12 protein-coding genes and 3 pseudogenes are annotated in these 16,975 nt (G+C 58.8%); 7 read left to right on the top strand and 8 right to left on the bottom strand.

What is annotated here, in order from left to right:
• Together HFO99_RS27605 and HFO99_RS27600 are read left to right on the top strand one after the other, a co-directional pair.
• Nucleotides 1–179 (top strand): annotated as a pseudogene (locus tag HFO99_RS27605) (ISNCY family transposase); the annotation flags it as partial.
• Nucleotides 180–440: 261 nt separating this feature from the next.
• Nucleotides 441–719, top strand: a pseudogene (locus tag HFO99_RS27600) (ISNCY family transposase); the annotation flags it as partial.
• Between the two features lie 20 nt (nucleotides 720–739).
• On the opposite strand, the gene HFO99_RS27595 reads toward HFO99_RS27600, so the two are convergent.
• The 3 genes from HFO99_RS27595 to HFO99_RS27585 form a co-directional block, all read right to left on the bottom strand.
• Entirely contained in the window at nucleotides 740–1,765 is a 1,026-nt protein-coding gene (locus tag HFO99_RS27595) for an ABC transporter permease (RefSeq protein WP_222335171.1), read from the bottom strand.
• Nucleotides 1,766–1,807: 42 nt separating this feature from the next.
• The gene (locus HFO99_RS27590; protein ID WP_222253096.1) at nucleotides 1,808–3,349 is read right to left on the bottom strand and encodes a sugar ABC transporter ATP-binding protein; all 1,542 of its coding nucleotides are present in this window, start codon (nucleotides 3,347–3,349) and stop codon (nucleotides 1,808–1,810) included.
• A 79-nt stretch (nucleotides 3,350–3,428) separates the two neighbouring features.
• Nucleotides 3,429–4,391, bottom strand: a complete 963-nt coding sequence (locus HFO99_RS27585) for a sugar-binding protein (RefSeq protein WP_064250670.1) — start codon at nucleotides 4,389–4,391, stop codon at nucleotides 3,429–3,431.
• A gap of 343 nt (nucleotides 4,392–4,734) precedes the next feature.
• Between HFO99_RS27585 and HFO99_RS27580 the strand changes: the two genes are divergently transcribed.
• Nucleotides 4,735–5,829, top strand: coding sequence for a LacI family DNA-binding transcriptional regulator (locus tag HFO99_RS27580; protein ID WP_222335172.1), 1,095 nt, complete (start codon nucleotides 4,735–4,737; stop codon nucleotides 5,827–5,829).
• 367 nt (nucleotides 5,830–6,196) lie between these two features.
• Nucleotides 6,197–7,903, top strand: a pseudogene (ilvB, locus tag HFO99_RS27575) (biosynthetic-type acetolactate synthase large subunit).
• Between the two features lie 185 nt (nucleotides 7,904–8,088).
• Here ilvB and HFO99_RS27570 read toward each other — a convergent pair.
• The 5 genes from HFO99_RS27570 to speB all read right to left on the bottom strand — a co-directional run bounded on the left by HFO99_RS27570 (nucleotide 8,089) and on the right by speB (nucleotide 14,630).
• Nucleotides 8,089–9,525 (bottom strand): NAD-dependent succinate-semialdehyde dehydrogenase, encoded by a 1,437-nt coding sequence (locus HFO99_RS27570; RefSeq protein ID WP_222364831.1) that lies wholly within the window; start codon nucleotides 9,523–9,525, stop codon nucleotides 8,089–8,091.
• Between the two features lie 17 nt (nucleotides 9,526–9,542).
• Nucleotides 9,543–11,135: a gamma-glutamyltransferase gene (ggt, locus tag HFO99_RS27565; protein ID WP_222364829.1), complete on the bottom strand. Its 1,593-nt coding sequence runs from the start codon at nucleotides 11,133–11,135 to the stop codon at nucleotides 9,543–9,545.
• Nucleotides 11,136–11,152: 17 nt separating this feature from the next.
• The gene (locus tag HFO99_RS27560; RefSeq protein ID WP_222364827.1) at nucleotides 11,153–12,535 is read right to left on the bottom strand and encodes an aspartate aminotransferase family protein; all 1,383 of its coding nucleotides are present in this window, start codon (nucleotides 12,533–12,535) and stop codon (nucleotides 11,153–11,155) included.
• A 125-nt stretch (nucleotides 12,536–12,660) separates the two neighbouring features.
• The gene (locus HFO99_RS27555; protein WP_222364825.1) at nucleotides 12,661–13,503 is read right to left on the bottom strand and encodes a transporter substrate-binding domain-containing protein; all 843 of its coding nucleotides are present in this window, start codon (nucleotides 13,501–13,503) and stop codon (nucleotides 12,661–12,663) included.
• Between the two features lie 80 nt (nucleotides 13,504–13,583).
• Nucleotides 13,584–14,630 (bottom strand): agmatinase, encoded by a 1,047-nt coding sequence (speB, locus tag HFO99_RS27550; RefSeq protein ID WP_222364823.1) that lies wholly within the window; start codon nucleotides 14,628–14,630, stop codon nucleotides 13,584–13,586.
• Between the two features lie 152 nt (nucleotides 14,631–14,782).
• On the opposite strand from speB, the gene HFO99_RS27545 reads away from it, so the two are divergent.
• Genes HFO99_RS27545 through HFO99_RS27535 form a run of 3 tightly spaced genes read left to right on the top strand, consistent with a single transcriptional unit; the run spans nucleotide 14,783 to nucleotide 16,964 of the window.
• Entirely contained in the window at nucleotides 14,783–15,508 is a 726-nt protein-coding gene (locus HFO99_RS27545; protein WP_064250676.1) for a GntR family transcriptional regulator, read from the top strand.
• 32 nt (nucleotides 15,509–15,540) lie between these two features.
• On the top strand, nucleotides 15,541–16,266 hold the full coding sequence (locus HFO99_RS27540; protein ID WP_222335177.1) for an ABC transporter permease: 726 nt from the start codon (nucleotides 15,541–15,543) through the stop codon (nucleotides 16,264–16,266).
• Nucleotides 16,263–16,964 (top strand): ABC transporter permease, encoded by a 702-nt coding sequence (locus HFO99_RS27535; RefSeq protein ID WP_222364821.1) that lies wholly within the window; start codon nucleotides 16,263–16,265, stop codon nucleotides 16,962–16,964. The genes HFO99_RS27540 and HFO99_RS27535 overlap by 4 nt, the downstream gene beginning before the upstream one ends.
• Nucleotides 16,965–16,975 lie beyond the last annotated feature (11 nt).

Genomic DNA, 16,975 nt, shown 5'->3' with positions numbered 1-16,975 from the left:
AGAGCGGCCCTCGCCGCACTGGCCAGACGGATCATATGTTCGGTATTCCCGATGGCAGCCAGGGCAATGGTTATCAGAAGCGTGGCCGCAAGCCTGGCCGGCGGACGGACTTCATGAATGATCCGGAGGTCATCGCAAAAAGGCAGAAGGCGCTGGCACGAATGGAGGCAGCAGAATAAATGGGGCACTCATAATCTCAAAGCTAAAGCCGAAGTGCTGCTCCTCACCCGCCCCCGCTCCTCCCTTGCAACCCGGCCCAGCCGGTCGGATCGGCGGCTAATCCGAAGCGCAAGTGTCGCGTTTCTAAATGGCTGACAGCGTCGCGCATCTAATCAGCTTTGACATGACATGTAGCCGGCTGGGTTCAAAGTTGAAGCGTCCTGTTTCTGCAAAGTTGGAATGTCACACTCCCCGCGTTTTGAGGACGTGGGAGATTGCCGATGGGACTGATTGCGATGAGCGAACGTGATCTGCAGCGGATCGAAGTTTTGTCGAAGGTTATGGCCGATCGGATGACGCTGGTGACAGCGGTGCATGTGCTTGATCTGAGCACGCGCCAGGCCCGTCGGCTGCTGGACCGGCCGTCGAACAACCGGATCGGCAATGGGCTTCGCGATTATGCGTTGGCGCTCGTTCGCGAGCGCTATGCCGATTTCGGTCCGACACTGGCAGCCGAGAAGCTTGCCGAGCGCGATGGGCTGACGGTGTCGCGCGAGACGCATGGCCCCCATCCACTGACCTAGTCCTGATTGGCTACCACTGGCAAACTGCCTTCGTTCGCAAGACGGGTTTCGGTCTGCCGAGCGGCCGAGACAAGGCGGCGCTTTGCGCGGATCGCGTGCCATTGTTGGTCGATCAGGACGCCGATGAGGATCACGCCACCCATGACAGCGAAATTCAGCGACGAAGGTATACCCAGGAGATTCACGAGATTCTGCAACTCCTGAAGCAGGACCGTGCCCAGCACGACGCCGACGATCGATCCCTCGCCGCCGCGGAGCGAAAAGCCGCCGAGTACGGCAGCGGCAATCGCGTAGAGTTCGTAGAACTGGCCATGGCTCGCCGGCGAGATCGAGCGCGTGTACATGGCGAAATAAATCGCCGAAAGCGCCGTCAGCAGCCCGCAAATGACATAGGCCGACATCACCATGCGGCCGGTACGGATACCGGAATAGCGGGCCGCCTCCTCGTTCTTCCCGATCGCGTAAAGATAACGCCCGAAGACAGAGCGATGCAGCATGACCCACATGACCACGGCAATGATGACGAGCGCGATGAAGGTGTTGGGAACGCCGTAAAACCGTCCGGCGGTCAGGAATTCGAGGTCAGGGAAATTTTGCCCGAAAGCAAAACCCGCCGTTCCGTCGGCCGTATAGAAGCGCGCGGCCCCACGATAGATCAGAAGGCCGCACAGGGTGACGACGAAGGGCTGCAGGTTGAGCCGGGTGATCAGCCAGCCGTGGACGGCACCTATGACCGCGCCGAGCACGAGAATGAGCGGCAGCGCCAGCATCCAGGACATATCCTGGACCGCGATGAAATCGACGAACAGCACGCCGAGAAGTGCTACGAGCGAGCCCACGGAAAGCTCGATACCGCCTGTGATGATGACAAAGGCTTGGCCGATCGACAGGATGCCGAACAGGCCGATCAGGTTGGCAGTGTTGGCCAGATTGATCGGCAGCAGGAAGCGCGGGTTGATGATGGCGACGACGATGCCGACGACGACGATCAAAAGCAGCAGTCCGAGATCTTTTTTGATCATTCGAAATCCATCCCCGATACTTATTTATATTGGCCGCATCCGCTATTTTACCCTTTTGCCGACGGCAAGCAAAAGGACGCTTTCCTGGCTGATTTCGTCCTCTTCCAATATGCCGGCGATCTGGCCCTCGTGCATGACGGCTATGCGGTCAGAAACGCCGATCACCTCTTCCATGTCGCTGGAGATCATCAGGACCGCGACTCCGGCATCGGCAAGCGCTCGCATCAGGCCATAGATCTCGTTCTTCGCGCCGATATCGATGCCGCGTGTCGGCTCGTCGAAGATCATCACCTTCGGGCTCATCGACAACCATTTGGCAAGCACCACCTTCTGCTGGTTGCCGCCGGATAGAGTGCCGGTTCGCGACGAAACGGAGGGCGCCTTGATACCGAGGCGAACGCGTTGTTTTTCGGCCGCCGCCCTCTCCCGCTCGGCAGAAAGCATGAAGCGGCTGGAGAGCTTGGGGAGATCGGCAAGAGTTATGTTCTGGGCGATCGGGAAATCAAGAAGAATGCCGTTGCGCTTGCGATCCTCCGGTACCAGGAAAATGCCACGAGCGACGGCGTCCCGGGCAGAACTCACCGCAATTTGCCGCCCGTCCTGCAGAATGGCTCCGCCGTAGCTCCGATCAATGCCGAAGAGTACCCTTGCAAGCTCGGTGCGGCCCGACCCGACGAGCCCTGCAAGCCCCATGATTTCTCCATAGCGGATCTCCAGATCAACGGGACGGCCGGGATAGGCCTCGGTGCGCACGCCACTTGCCTTCAGCGCAACCGAGCCGGGCGAGCGCTGCGGTTTTGCGGTCCGGGCCGCAAGCACCCGGCCGATCATCAGTTTGACCATCTGATCGTGGCCAATGTCTTTCTTGGCGAGCGTGCCTACAAGCGTGCCGTCGCGCAGGACTATGACCCGGTCTGCGACGCGCTCAACCTCGTGCAGGCGATGCGAGATAAAAATTACACTGATGCCATCGGCTTTCAGCGATTTGATAATGCTCAGGAGCCGATCGGTTTCGGCCAGCGGCAGGCTGGACGTGGGTTCATCGAAGATGACGAGCCTGGCGTTGATGGAGAGCGCCTTGGCGATTTCCACCATCTGCTGCTCGGCAAGGGAAAGCGATGCCACGGGTGTGTCTGCGGAAAAATGAGCCCCTACCCGCTTCAAAAGCGGCTTCACCATGTCTCGCAGCCGATCGCGATCGACGAGTTTGAAAGGTCCCGCCTTCAGCGGTTCGCGGCCCAGGAAGATATTGGCAGCAACGTCGAGATTCTCAAAGAGATTGAGTTCTTGGTGCACGAAGGCGATGCCGGATGCGATGCTCGATTCCACAGTGAGGAAACGAAGCTCCGTGCCGTCGAGCAGAACCGTGCCTCGGTCGGGCGCGATCACGCCGCCAAGAATCTTCATCAGCGTCGATTTTCCGGCCCCGTTCTCGCCGACGAGGCCGATGACCTCGCCCGGCAGGATGTCGATTGACAGGCCCTCAAGCGCAACGACGCCCGGATAGGTCTTGCCAATGCCGGAAAGCGAAAGGAACGGCGTTGCAAGCGCGTCCGGTGACGGGATGTCGGAGCTGTGGTTCATCGCCTGTCCATAGCTGCTAATGCTCTCGGCATGAAGCGTCCTTCGCGGCAGCGGCAAGTGACGCCGCCGCGACGGAGAGTCATTTTCCAGCCATGGCCTTCAGGCTGGCGGCATATTTGTCAACGTCATCCTTGCCGACAATCACCGTCGGGATGATGATCAAGCCGTTGCTGGGAACGCCTGATTTGTCGCCCTTGAGGTAGGCGGCCATCAGCTTCATGCCCTGATAGGCCCACTCGAACGGCTGTTGCACGACAGTCGCTGCGATCGTGCCTTCCTTGACGCCGCCGAGCGTGATCGGATCGTCATCAAAGCCGACGACGGTGATCTGGCCGAGTTTGCCGGCATCGCGCAGCGCCTCATAGATGCGCGGCGTATTGTAGGAGTAGAAGCCGACCATGCAGGTGACGTCGGGGCTGGCCACCAGCGCGTCCTCGACGTTCTTCTTTGCACGCGTCTGGTCGATATCGTCGCCGCGTACATCTGTCAGCTCGATCTTCGTGCCCTTCAGGCCGTCCTTCATGCCCTGGATGCGTTCCTTGGCATTGTCGGCGCCCAGCAGGCCGACGAAGCCGATGCATTTGCCGCCGTCCGGCATTGCTTTCTTGGCGATTTCGGCCGCCTGCGTGCCGGCGTCGATGTTAGACGAGCCGATATAGGCAACGCGATTAGTCTGCGGCGCGTCACTATCGGTCGTGAAGAGAGCAGTCTGCGAGCCGATCTTGTTCAAGCCGTCCGTCTGGGTCTTGGGGTCGACCGCGGAGACCATGATCCCCTTGACGCCGGCACTGACCAAGTCTTCCATAAGGCGTTGCTGAACGGCGACAGATGCCTGCTCAGGGTACTTCAGCTCCATCTGGTAGTCCGGCATCTCGCCCTGCGCCTTCTTCACGCCCGCCTCTGCGGCCTTCCAGAAGTCGGATGCGCCATTGACGACAAAGGCGAGTGTCGGTTTGTCGGCAGCATGCGATACGGCAATCGGCGCCGCGCTCAGCATCAACCCGGCGAAGAACAAAGCTGCATTGCGTTTCAGCTGTTTCATAATACACCTCCCGAGGGGCCGCAGTTGCACGGGCCCGTTTCCGATTTACGGCCGGCCGGATGCGCGCCCCCTCCTAGGGCCGTCGCAAAGCGACGAGTGGCATAGGTTCCGATCGCTCTCTGACGGTATACAAGAAATTTAATTAGTAAATAGTATTATCAATGCAGATCAAAACATTTCATCGCACAGTGGCCAGGATGGCAATTTTGTACTGTGGCCAATAACTGGCAGCGTTGCAACAATTCATGCAATTGCCAGCGCTTTCAGATAGATGCTAATAGTAATTACCCAAACCGACGATCAATCACCCTGACCCATTATCAAGCAGAGACAGTTTCCACGAATGCGAAAAGCCAAGACCCAGAAGAGGAATAGGCCTGTGCGCGTGACGATGATGGACATCGCCGCGGCGGCTGGCTGCTCGCAGGCGGCCGTCTCCTTCGTCCTCAACGACACGCCCGGCACCCGTATCTCACAGCAGACGCGCGATCGCGTATTGGAGGCGGCGCGGGCGCTCGGCTACATGGAGAAGACCTATACGACGAAGGCCTCCTATTCGGGACTGGACAACGTCATCGGTTTCGCCGTGGATCAACTCGCCACCAGCCCGGAAGCGATCGTTGCGATCGAAGGCGCGCGGCAAGCATCCTGGAATGCCGGCAATGTCCTTCTGGTAACCCAGACGCTCAGTGACCCAGTCATGGAGCCGAAAGCAATCGAGGCGTTGACGAACGGAGGCATATCGGCGCTCATATATATGACGATCTATACCCGCCAGGTGGAGCTTCCTTCCTATGTCCGCAAGCTTAATATCCCGACGGTCCTGCTGAACTGTTATACGACCGACCATGCCTTTCCCGCCGTGGTGCCGAGCGAGATCGCGGGAGGGCAGAGCTCCACCCGGCATCTGATCATGCACGGACACCATCGTATCGCGACGATCACCGGCGAAATCTGGATGCAGGCTGCGCAGGATCGGCTGACGGGATATCGCCGCGCGCTGGCGACTGCCGATATCCCCTTCGATCCGGAATTGGTCATTGAAGGCGACTGGTCGGCCAGTGCCGGCTATGCCTCCACGATGAAACTGCTTGCCCTGAAAGAGCCGCCCACCGCGATCTTCTGCCAGAACGACCGCACTGCCATCGGGTGTTACGAAGCGCTCAAGGATGCAGGGCTTCGCATTCCCCAGGACATGTCGGTGGTGGGTTATGACGACGAAGAAATTTCGAGACATCTCGTACCCCCTCTGACGACGTCGGTCCTTCCACATCTTGCCATGGGGCAATGGGCAATCGAACATCTCAACCCGGAAAGTGTGCCCGGCAAGCGCTATCCAATTGCGAAGCTCGAATGCTCGCTCGTTAAGCGTCATTCCGTCGCCGCGCCGCGGGCCGAGGCGCGGCAGATTCTCGATGGCGCATATACGTCGCCATAGCGTTCGCGCCTGGCCACTCATCCACTGGGTGGAGCCCAGCTCGCTCGCAACGCCTGACCGGCGCACATTGGAGGAAGTGGCTGGCGAACGGATCACCCTGCCCTTGCGTCGTCACTGACCGAACCACCGATCTCAAATAATCTCAACCACAGATAAAATCTACGCAGAGGCGGCGTTGACGACGTGTGGATTTGGAGCTAGCTCTATCGCCCATGAAAATCGCAATGGTTCTCGTAGTGGTGATATCGCGCATGGGCAGGACGGTCTGATCGTCCGGCAATAGCCACCCATGCGCCGAAAACAGGTCCCTGACGGGGCCTTTTTTTATGCCCCGTCGCCATCACCTCACTCACGACGGAATCCAGATATGACCGGCGAGAAAGCCAACTCTTCCCGCAACAACCCTTCTGATCGTCGCATGAACGGCGGCGAGATCGTTCTGCAAGCGCTGCGCGACACCGGTGTCGAACACATTTTCGGTTATCCCGGCGCAGCGGTGCTACCGATCTATGACGAAATCTTCCAACAGGAGGACATCAAACATTTCCTGGTGCGCCATGAGCAAGGCGCCGGACACGCCGCCGCGGGCTATGCCCGCTCGACCGGTAGAGTTGGCGTCATGCTGGTGACATCGGGACCAGGCGTTACAAATGCGGTTACCGCACTGCAGAATGCCCTTATGGACTCCGTGCCGATCGTCTGCCTCGCCGGCCAGGTTCCGACAAGCCTGATCGGCACGGACGCCTTTCAGGAATGCGATACGGTCGGCATCACCCGCCCCTGCTCAAAGCACAATTTCCTGGTCAAACACGTCGACGATCTGGCCAAGACGATCCATCTGGCTTTCCGGATCGCGACGGCCGGTCGGCCCGGTCCTGTTCTCGTCGACATGCCGAAGGACGTGCTGTTTGCCAGCGGGACCTACGTTGCACCCGACAAGGTATCTCCCCTGCCGAGCTGTCAGCCCGCAATGCAAGGCGATCAAAACGCGATCCGAGCGGCGATCTCATTGATGGCCGAAGCCCGGCGCCCCATCATCTATACCGGCGGCGGCATCATCAACGCCGGACCGGAGGCGTCGAGATTGTTGCGTGAGTTCGTCGATCTCACGGGCTTTCCCGTAACGTCCACCGTCATGGGGCTTGGAGCCTATCCCGCCACCGGGCCGAACTGGCTACGGGTCGCCGGACAGGACGGATCACATGAAGCGAAAATGGCAATTGGCGATTGCGACCTGATGATCGCCATCGGCGCGCGAGTTGACGACCTTGCGATCTCGCGCGCCCAGGAGTTTTCACCTCGCTAGAAGAAAATCCAGATCGATATCGATGCCTCGTCGATCAACAAACGCGTTCTCGTCGATATCGGCATTCAGGGCGACGCCGCACATGTGCTGGCGGATATGATCCATGCCTGGCGGTCGCTCTCCACTATGCCCGACCAGAAGCGATTGCGAGCGTGGTGGATGGAGATCGATCATTGGCGAGCTCGCCATTCGTTTTCCTACGAGCGGCTGGACCATGCAATCATGCCGCAACATGCACTGGAGCGCCTGCATGCGCTGACAAAGCCGCACGACCCGATCATCGCCACGGAGATCGGTCAGCAGATATGGGTGGCGCAGTTCTTCGGTTTCGACAAACCCAATCGCTGGATTACTTCAGGGGGATTGGGGACAATGGGCTTCGGTCTTCCTGCCGCGCTGGGCGCGCAGATCGCAAATCCCGGCCGCCTTGTCATCGATATTGCCGGCGATGCTTCGGTGCAAATGACGATGAAAGAGCTCTCGACGGCGATACAGCATCAAGCGCCGATCAAGATTTTCGTCTTGAGCGATGAGCATCCGGGCATGGCGCAAGAATGGGATCCCATGCCGGATGGCAACAGTCGAGCGCGCTCTTATTCGGCCTCACTGCCCGATTTTGCCAAGCTCGCGGAAGCCTATGGCGCCGTCGGCCTTCGTTGCGAAAGCCCGAGCGAACTCGATGCCAGGATCGAGGAGATGATCGACGCGGACCGGCCAGTGCTCCTTCACTGCCGGGTTGCGAGGTTCGCCGGCACCCGCCCGCAGTGATGGTAGCAGCTCCCATCCGTTGAATGTGCTTGATCGGGCCCCTCTGGGGGCCCGAGGATTGACGGTACGCAGGCGGCGCCTGGCCCGTCTCCGGAGAGCGGGCGGTTCTGGCATGGCTGAGCGATACCGCGAGACATGTCGCCCATGAGTGAACGCGCGCCAAGTGGGTGGGGGGATTCGGTCCGCTAATTAATCGTCTCGGTTACAAGCTTCGCATTGAAATAAGCTTCCATCGCTTCGCTGCCGCCTTCTGACCCATAGCCGGAATCTTTTATGCCGCCGAAGGGTAGCTCTGGCAGCGCCAGTCCATGATGATTGATCGATAGCATGCCACTTTCGATGTCGCGTGCAAGGTCGGCGGTCGTCTTCGCGGACGTCGTGTAGGCATATGCCGCCAGCCCGTATGGCAGGCGGTTGGCTTCCGCAATGGCAGAACCGTAATCCGAAAATGCACTGACGATCGCCATCGGACCGAAGGGTTCTTCGTTCAGCACGCGCGCATCTTGTGGAACGTCGGTCAGAACTGTCGGCTGGAAGAAGTTGCCGAGATTGCCGATTCTTTTGCCGCCGGTTGCGATCTTTGCGCCACGCATCACCGCGTCGGCCGTCAGCGACTCCATGGCTTCGACCCTCCGCGGATTGGCAAGCGGCCCCATGGTTACGCCGTCGCGCAATCCATCGCCGACATCGATTGCCTCGGCCGCCTTCACGATGCCATCGAGGAATTTTTCAAAGACGCGTTCCTGGATGAGGAACCGCGTCGGAGCCACGCAGACCTGGCCGGCATTTCGAAACTTCGCACCAGCCAATAGTCTGACCGCAAGATCGATATCGGCGTCATCGAAAACGAGAGCTGGCGCATGGCCGCCGAGCTCCATCGTCACCCGCTTCATGTGGGCGCCGGCCAGTGAGGCCAGCTGCTTTCCAACGACGGTCGATCCGGTGAAGGAGATTTTGCGGATAACAGGGTGCGGGATGAGGTGATTTGAAATATCGGCTGGAATTCCGAAAACGAGATTGAGCACTCCCGCCGGCAGGCCTGCGTCAGCAAAGGCGCGAACAAGTTCGGCGCAGCTTGCCGGCGTCTCCTCCGGCCCCTTCAAAATAATCGAACAGCCGGCTGCAAGCGCCGCCGAAACTTTCCGTACGGCCTGGTTCAACGGGAAATTCCAGGGACTGAAGGCGGCCACCGGACCGACAGGCTCCTTGACAACCATTTGCCTGATGTTGGTCGCTCTGGGTGGAACCAAACGGCCGTAGGCACGGCGAGCCTCCTCGGCAAACCAATCGATGGTGTCGGCAGCCCCCGCCGTTTCCGCTTTGGATTCGGCCAGCGGCTTGCCCTGCTCCAACGTCATTATTCTCGAGATCGCCGCGGAACGGTCGCGCAAGATCTCGGCGGCTTGGCGCATAAGCTTTGACCGCTCGAACGCACTTACGCGCCGCCATTGTTCAAAGCCGGCGGCAGCGGCTGCAAGCGCTTCATCGAGATCACTCTTGCTGGCATTCGAAACGCTACCGATGACCTCGCTCGAAGTAGGATTGACGATGGAGAGATGCGCGTTCGAGCCGTCCCTCCAAAGACCATTGATGTAAAGTTGGGTATCCGGATATCCCGACATATCGCTCTCCATTGCCGTCAGTAGCCGAGTGCGCAACCATCTTTTCGATGATCAGAAGCGCCCAACAGCGTGTTGTGTTGATCGTCAATCCAGATCGCCTGGGCACCGCCAATCGCCCAATTCGGAGCGACAACCTTGAAGCCGCGCGCTTCGAGATCATCGCCGATCGAGGTGCGAAGACGTGCTTCGGCTTCGATCGTTGCCGTGCCGGGAAGCGGAAAGAGCCGAGGTAGATCGATTGCGCTCTGAATGTCCAAATTGAAGTCGAACAGCTTGGAGAGGAGGTGGGCGTGGCCCATCGCCTGGTAGTGTCCCCCCATGACGCCGAACGACAAAACAGTTTTGCCATGGCGTGTCACCAGCCCTGGGATGATCGTGTGCATGGGCCTCTTGCGCGGCCCTATCGCGTTCGGATGGCCCGGCTTCATAACGAAGCTTTGCCCCCGATTGTGGAATAGGACGCCGGAGTTTGGCGCCATCAAGCCGCTTCCGTAGGGATGGAAGACCGAGTTGATGAAGCTCGCAACATTTCGGTCCTTGTCGACAACCGAAATATAAACCGTGTCAGAATGCTCGACGCCGTCGAGAACCGCCGCGGCGTTGGCGGCCGTGGTCAGATCGATCTTGGCAGCAAGACTGTCGGCGAGTTCGTCGGACAACAGGAAGTCGACCGGAACATCTGATACTGCCGCGTCGGCTACCCATCGATCACGGGCGGCATAAGCCAGCCGTGTGGCTTCGATTTCGACGTGCAGATTGTCGACGCCCAGCGGATCGCCTTTGCGGTCGAAACGCTCCAAGATCTTCAGGATCATCAAAGCGATGATCCCCTGCCCGTTTGGCGGGCATTCATGCACCGTCCATCCTCGATATGTCGCGCTGACGGGCTTAACATATTCGCCGGCGGCAGATGCAAAATCTTCAAGCGTATGGAGACCGCCAAGCGAACTCAGCCATGTCACCATGTCGTCGGCCACGGGACCACGATAGAAGCCGTCACGGCCTGAAACCGCGATCGCTTCCAGTGTCTGTGCCAGTTCCGGCTGACATTGAACCGATCCGACAGGCGGGGCCTGATCGTCGATCAAGAAAATACGGCGTGTCGCAGGATCACGCAGCAACAAATCACGTTGGTTCGAGATATCGACGGCAACGCGTGGCGTGATCCCATAGCCGTCGCGCGCCAGCGCTATTGCGGGAGCAAGGATTTCGGCCAGCGACATCCTTCCATGATCGGCAACGAGACGCGTCCATGCGTCTACTGCGCCGGGAACGGTCACCGCATGCGGCGACGATCGCTCGATCGAAGTGATGCCGTTTTCCCTGAACCAATCAAAATGCGCCGCCGCCGGCGTGCGTCCCGAGCCATTATAGGCAACGACATCGTCATTTCCGTTTGATGTCAGCAGCGCAAAGCAATCGCCGCCTATGCCGGTGGATCCGGCCTCGACCACGCATTGCACGGCACAGGCACCCACCGCAGCATCGATCGCCTTGCCGCCAGCTTTGAGGATCTCGATCGCGGTCAAAGTCGCCATCGGGTGCGATGTTGCTGCCATCCCGTTGCGGCCGACAGCTATCGATCTTCCCGGCATTTCGAAGCTTCGCATATCGTCGGTTCCTTCGCTCAGTAGAGGCCGGTCGCCCTGGCCCAGGTGTAGGTGTCATCCAACGCCCGGGTGGAGCGGTCGAACAATTCGTTGATCTGTGCTTCGGTGATGATAAGCGGCGGGCAAAGCGAGTAGTTGTCGCCAAGGGCGCGCGTGATGACGCCATGGACCTGGGCCTGCTTGCCGGCGTGAATGGCAATGCCGTCCCCTGGCTTGAACTGCTCTTTGGTTTCCTTGTTGCGAACCAGTTCGAGTGTGCCAATGAGGCCACGACCGCGGGCGTTGCCAACAAGCGGATGGTCGCCAAGTTCGTTCAACCGTCGCTGGAACACCTTCGCGACGTCCCTGACATGGCCGACCATGTCGCGCTCCTCATAAATTTTCAGGGTTTCCAAAGCGACAGCGGTCGCAACAGGATGGCCGCTATAGGTGAAACCATGAGCGAATGTTCCGATTTTCTCGCTTTCGGCAACGACCGCGGAATGGACCTTTTCGTTGATCATCAGGGCGGATATCGGTTGATAGGCCGCCGAAAGCTGCTTTGCCATGACGATCATATCCGGCTGAATCCCGAAGCTTTCGGAGCCGAACATCGTGCCGAGCCTGCCGAAGCCGCAGATGACTTCATCGGCGATCAGCAGCACGTCGTATTTCTTGAGGATTGCCTGGATCTTCTCGTAATAGGTCGGCGGCGGAACGATGCAGCCACCGGATGCCATCAATGGCTCAGCGAAAAATGCACCGATGGTCTCCGGCCCCTCGGCGAGGATCATCTGTTCAAGCGAATCGGCACAGCGCGTCGCGAATTCTTCCTCAGTTTCGCCCGGGCGGCCGTAGCGATAAAATTCGGGGCAATCCGTATGCAGCACCCGATCAATAGGCAGATCGAAATCGCGGTGGTTGTTCGGAAGCCCCGTCAGGCTCGCCGAAGCGATGGTCACTCCGTGGTAGGCCCGCATCCGCGATATGATTTTCTTCTTTTCCGGCTTGCCGATGGCATTGTGATAATACCAGACAAGCTTCATGGCCGTGTCGTTGGCCTCGGAACCCGAATTGGCAAAAAACACTTTCGACATCGGGACCGGCGAAAGCTGAATGAGCCGGTCGGCAAGCTCGATCGCGGTCTCATGCGTCTTGCCGCCGAAGCTGTGATAGAAGGGCAATTCCTTCATCTGGCGGGTTGCTGCATCTACCAGCCGTTGTTCGCTGAAACCCAGCGAGGCACAAAACAGCCCGCCAAGACCCTCGATGTATTTATTGCCGTCGCTGTCGATGATGTAGATCCCCTCACCCCTGGCGATGACCAGCGGGCCGTCCTTCAAATGCTGCGAGGCGTTGGTATAGGGATGAAGAACGAACGCGGCGTCGCGGGATTCAAGGGAGTTGAGAAGGATGGTCACAGAGGTTCTCCAAATAATAGCTTTGTTTCGATTGTGGCGCTTGGCAAAGCTCCGTCCGTCAGCCGGTGCGACCTCTCGGTGCACCGGCTGACGATTGCTGCTGGAATAGGAGCCTTATCGTTTAATCAATCAAGAGTTGTTTTTATCCACTTTTCTGCGAGCTTGTTGATCGTGCCGTCGGCTTCTGCCGCTTCGATCGCCGCATCGAACATCGACTTCAAGACCGTATCGTCCTTGCGAAGGCCCGCCGCGATGCCTTGTCCGAAGACCCCGCCTTTGAAGGTCGGACCCGCGATCTTGTAGTCTTTGAAGTCGTCCTTGCCGAGCGTTGCAGTCAATGAGGTTTTCTGGGCAACGACGGCATCGATCCGACCGGCCTGGAGGTCCAGATCATGCTGTTCGACGGTCTTGTATTCCCTGGGATCGACGACGCCCTTGAAATAGGTATCGAGAAACGCAGTGTTGGCCGTCGAGACCTGGGCGCCGACGGCCTTGCCCTTCAGGGCGTCTCGAAGCGGCTGCAATTCCTGCTCGACCTTCGCCTTGTCGGCAGCGAGGTCCACCGTCGTCCCGGTTCCCGGCAGATCTGCGAGAGGACCGGTTTTTTCGACCATGAAAGCGGCCGCGGTCGGGGCATAGGGCTTGCTGAACGAGATGACGGCAAGGCGCTTTTCGGTCACGATCATCGAAGCCATGATGGCGTCGAACTTCTTCGCAGTGAGCGACGGAATCAGCCCATCCCAGTCCTGGGCGACGATGGTGCATTTGACCTTCATGCGAGCGCAAAGGTCGTTGGCAAGATCGATCTCGAACCCTGCAAGCTTGCCGTCAGGACCGGTAAAATTCCAAGGTTCGTATGCGCCCTCGGTCGCAATGGTGATCTCGGTTGGTTTTGTCTCACCGGCAGCAGCGCCGGCGGAGACGACGCCGAGCAGAGCGGACGTCAACAGGAGTTTTGATATTTGCATTTAGCATTCCCCTTTTTGGTAGACCCTGCCCTTTTCCCAAGGCAAGGCTGTTGCAGACTCCGCGACATCCAGCCCGTTTGCTAGGACGCGCGAACCTTGATTGCCTCGGCCGTCAGGCAGAGGAGTTCGAATAAGACCTGGGCGGCAATTTGCGCCGTGTTCGACGTTGGGTCGTATTGCGGAGCGATCTCGACGACGTCGCCGCCGACGATGTTCAAACCGGCAAGACCGCGCAGAATTCCGAGTGCCTGGGCAGACGTCAGCCCACCGACCTCAGGCGTCCCCGTGCCAGGCGCAAATGCCGGATCAAGAGAATCGACGTCGAAGCTGATGTAGGTTGGGCCTGATCCGGCGATTTCTCTCGCTTTGGCGATGACGGCCTTTATGCCGAGGTCGCCAACGTCTTCCGCATGGATGACGGTCATGCCGGACACGTAGGAAAACTCCCACAGATACTCGGAATTTCCTCGAATTCCGATCTGGATCGTCCGCCTGGGATCAAGCACACCGTCCAGAACCGCTTGGCGGAACGGTCCGCCATGATGGAATTTGCACCCCTCGAATGAACCACCCGTGTCGCAATGTGCATCGATGTGGATCATCCCGACGGGCTGATGCTCGCCAAGAGCCTTGAGAATTGGGAGGCTGATCGAATGGTCACCGCCGACTGCCAGGGGCACAACGCCGGCTTCCACCAACCTGCGGACAAATCGTTCGATATCTTCATGGGATGCAGCAAGATCAAAGCGGCTTTTGAACGGAACATCGCCCACGTCGGCAATGCGTGCATGGGCAGTCGGGACGGCTCGCAAGACATGATCGTAAGGACCGACCCGATCGACATTGCGGACGGCCCTCGGCCCGAATCGCGCGCCTGATCGGTTCGTCACCCCGAGATCCATCGGAATTCCGAAAAGCGCTATGTCTATATCCGCAAAATTGGGTGATGCGTCGGGACGATACGGTGCCTTCAGCAACGTCGGAACACCGCAATAGGGCGCCTGACGACTGTCTCCCTCACCGAAGACCAGCTCGGCAACCGTTCGAAATACCGGATCGAATACTTCACCGCCCGAAGCGTTCGAAAAACGCTTGCGCAAATCGTCCAGGCTGAGAATCTCCGGCATCTGGTCTCCATGTGTTCTGAAGCAATCCAAGCCGCACTCAAAAAGCGAATGAGGAGCCATTGCATGTTGTCGCCAACATTGTATACATAATCGTATTCTTCTTGATCAAGCAAGAGGGAAAAAGTTATGGTGACGCTCGCCGGGCCCGGTGAATGGACCAGAGATGGAAGGGGAATCGATTGGTAGCGACCAAGACGGAACAGCGAGGGTCATTGCGTGAGAGCACATATGCCCAATTGAAGGACCTGATCCTCAGCGGCCAACTTCGCCCCTCGGAGCGCCTTTCGGAAGTTACGCTTGCCAAGCGCTTCGGCGTCAGCCGCACGCCGTTGCGTGAAGCGCTGATGAAGCTTGAAGAGGAAGGACTTATCGTTGGGCAGCGCAATTTTGGCTACACTGTGACCGATCTCGACGTCACCAAATTCTGCAATCTGCTGGTTGTTCGCGAAGCGCTCGATGTTTGCGCGGCACAACTCGCCTGCGAGATGGCAACCGAGGAAGACCTCGATCGGCTTCGCGGCGTCATCGCCCAGATGGTGGAACTCAAGGAAACGACCAACGAGACGCCGTCGGACGCGGCGCGGAATCTCGATCTTGGACTGTACATCCATCGCGTCATCGTCGAATCGACCCGAAACGAGGCCCTCGTGAGGGCGACGGATCAAATTTACCAGCAGCTTCGCCTGGCACTATGGCTCGAAGTCCTTTGGGTTGATCTGGAGCACACGGATCTCGACGAGCACCGGGCAATCGCAGACGCCATCTGTGCACGCGACCGGGAAGCGGCCGCCGGTGCAGCACGGGCGCATGTTCAAAGCTCGCTCAAAAACATGTCGAAGCTCCAGCGCATTTGGGCGCATCGCCGGGCAGCCGACTGACGCAAACCTGATCTTTCACCAAGAGGTCACGCATGGCACCTATCGACAGTTACCTGACACTCGTTGGCTTCGGACCGACGGGTTGGGGTTGGTTACTTCTGACCGCGGCCGCCATGACAATCGGTGTATCCATCTGCGGTTTTCTGGCTGGAACGGTGATCGGCTCGATTGTCACCTTCATGCAGTTGTCCCGCCACATGGCCGTCCGGTGGCTTGCGGATTGTTACACGACGGTCCTGCGCGGCGTGCCGGACCTTCTCGTCATCTATCTCTTCTATTTTGGCGGCAGCGCGTTCCTTGGATCCGTGGGTGGCTTGTTCGGCTATCAAGGATTCATTGGAATGCCGGCCTTTTTGACCGGAACACTAGCGCTCGGCGTGGTTTCGGCAGCCTATCAGGCTGAAGTATTTCGCGGTGCCTACAGATCAGTGGCACGCGGCGAACTCGAAGCCGCCAGTGCCGTCGGCATGCGGCCATGGCACAAATTCAGGCGTATCGTCGCGCCGCTCGTCCTGCGCTACGCCATTCCCGGTCTCGGAAACACGTGGCAACTCGTGTTGAAGGAATCGGCATTGATCTCCGTCACGGGGCTCGTTGAACTGCTACGCCAATCGCAGATCGCCGCCGGATCTACACGCCGCCCCTTCGAATTCTACCTGTCGGCGGTCGTTCTCTATCTCATCGTTACCTGGTTCTCCTCGATTGTATTCAGACGATTGGAAGCTCGAACGACCCAAGGTGTCAGGAGGGCGTTATGACGGATATCGATTTCATGTGGGATTCGTTTCTCACGCTTCTGAGCGGTGTGCCGCTCACCCTCGAGCTTGCGATCACGTCCATTCTGGCAGGAAGCGCCTTGGCGCTTGCACTCTCACTGCTGGCCGTGACCGGCGGTGCAATGGGACGATCCATAGCCGGTGCCTATGTCTTCGTCTTCAGAGGTTCACCGCTCCTCGTCCAAATGTTCCTGATCTATTATGGCCTCGGCCAGTTTCGGCACGGGTTACAAGACCTCGGGCTCTGGTGGTTTTTTCGCGAGCCCTATTGGTGCGCGGTGCTCGCACTCACTCTCAACACTGCCGCCTACTGCAGCGAAATTTTCCGCGGCGGCCTGCGGGCCGTCTCCAGCCAGGAAATCGAGGCGGCACGCGCTTGCGGCATGTCGGGCGTTCTTCTGTTCAGACGGATCATCCTCCCGATTGCCATCAGGCATGCGCTGCCGGCCTACGGCAACGAAATCATCCTGATGCTCAAGGCAACGGCACTTGCGTCTGTCATCACAATCATGGAAGTCACCGGCCTGGCCGGAAAGTTGATCGCCGACAGCTTTCGCGCTTTCGAGATCTTCGTCGTCGCAGGAGCGATCTACCTTGCGATCAATTTCGTCGTTACGCGCATTCTCATGTTGGTCGAATATTGGCTTTCGCCTCACATGCGCATGCGGCTGCAATCTTAAACGGGAGCATG

It is taken from the genome of Rhizobium leguminosarum (assembly GCF_019798305.1).
GTDB lineage: Bacteria > Pseudomonadota > Alphaproteobacteria > Rhizobiales > Rhizobiaceae > Rhizobium > Rhizobium leguminosarum_U.
This window is presented reverse-complemented; position numbering and strand designations above follow the sequence as displayed.

Bases quoted from the DNA above. Each gene is read 5' to 3' on its own strand.
- speB (WP_222364823.1), bottom strand. From the start codon at position 14,630: ATGCCGGAGATTCTCAGCCTGGACGATTTGCGCAAGCGTTTTTCGAAC.
- HFO99_RS27595 (WP_222335171.1), bottom strand. From the start codon at position 1,765: ATGATCAAAAAAGATCTCGGACTGCTGCTTTTGATCGTCGTCGTCGGC.
- HFO99_RS27545 (WP_064250676.1), top strand. From the start codon at position 14,783: ATGGACCAGAGATGGAAGGGGAATCGATTGGTAGCGACCAAGACGGAA.
- ggt (WP_222364829.1), bottom strand. From the start codon at position 11,135: ATGCGAAGCTTCGAAATGCCGGGAAGATCGATAGCTGTCGGCCGCAAC.
- HFO99_RS27535 (WP_222364821.1), top strand. From the start codon at position 16,263: ATGACGGATATCGATTTCATGTGGGATTCGTTTCTCACGCTTCTGAGC.
- HFO99_RS27540 (WP_222335177.1), top strand. From the start codon at position 15,541: ATGGCACCTATCGACAGTTACCTGACACTCGTTGGCTTCGGACCGACG.
- HFO99_RS27580 (WP_222335172.1), top strand. From the start codon at position 4,735: ATGCGAAAAGCCAAGACCCAGAAGAGGAATAGGCCTGTGCGCGTGACG.
- HFO99_RS27585 (WP_064250670.1), bottom strand. From the start codon at position 4,391: ATGAAACAGCTGAAACGCAATGCAGCTTTGTTCTTCGCCGGGTTGATG.
- HFO99_RS27590 (WP_222253096.1), bottom strand. From the start codon at position 3,349: ATGAACCACAGCTCCGACATCCCGTCACCGGACGCGCTTGCAACGCCG.
- HFO99_RS27555 (WP_222364825.1), bottom strand. From the start codon at position 13,503: ATGCAAATATCAAAACTCCTGTTGACGTCCGCTCTGCTCGGCGTCGTC.
- HFO99_RS27570 (WP_222364831.1), bottom strand. From the start codon at position 9,525: ATGTCGGGATATCCGGATACCCAACTTTACATCAATGGTCTTTGGAGG.